This window comes from Holdemanella sp., from assembly GCF_056804935.1.
In genome coordinates, this window is sequence record NZ_DBMEXE010000158.1 from 1 (window position 1) to 978 (window position 978).

The following is a 978-nucleotide window of genomic DNA, read 5'->3' on the forward strand; positions in this document are numbered from 1 at the left end:
ATGGTTTTACTTTAGTTACAACTCGGTCAAACACATTCATATCACATGTATAAACACGGATATTGGATATCTTATATTTTCCTTTGGATAAAGTAACATCAAATTGTTTCAATTCTTTTTTAGAAAGAATATACGTAAAATGTTTATTCCCATTTGGATACACAGAATGTTTTTTTGACAATGTATTCTTCATTCCGTTTATGGATATCGAAATCTTTTTATCTGTATAATTCTTTACATCAAAATCAATACAGATCAGCTTATTTTTAGTATCAAAATCAATGGGTATTGTTTTTTTTATTTTCCTTTTGTTCTGAATCACAATCGATTGATCTAAATTCTTTATAAGTTTCATCTTTGAGGCATAATCATTACTTGTTTCACCATTCACAATCGTGCAATTATAGATGGTATCCAAATTATATGGATAAAAGAGTTTATCAAACTCAGATTCACTCATCGTATCACTTGTAACATAGACCATTGGAAATACATTTTTATTCTTTAATAATTTATATTTTCCTTTACTATCTACTTCTTTATATCCATATAAATTAGAGTCTTTACTCAATACATTTTGAATCCCCATCATACTCAAATATAAATAATTCTCACTATCTGTTATGATTGTTCGATTGGATTGGGAAATCGGACTTTTTATAATGTCATAAATGAAAGTGTTATATAAAGAATTGCTTGTTGACGTATAACTTGATGCCTTCATTTCTTTTGGGTCATAGATACGATTGACACTATAACCCACCCGATCTAAATCGGCTGTTCGTTGATTCAAATCGTTTCCTTGAATTAATTTTTGTTTATTCTTAGAATACATTGAATTATAGAGTTTTAAATCTATGCACTGATTGTAGTTGAATCCTGTAAAGACAACCATAGGTACAAGGGCATACGTCATTAGACATTCTTTTTTATCCATAAAGTAATAGCCTATAAATACAAGTGAAATTAATAATCCAA

The 978-nt window shown here is 28.1% G+C and carries 1 protein-coding gene; it reads right to left on the reverse strand.

The window, feature by feature from the left end; translation table 11 throughout:
- The coding region (locus ACZQCL_RS07300) for a YfhO family protein (RefSeq protein ID WP_482482498.1) at nt 1–937 on the reverse strand (937 nt) is incomplete at its 3' end.
- Nucleotides 938–978 lie beyond the last annotated feature (41 nt).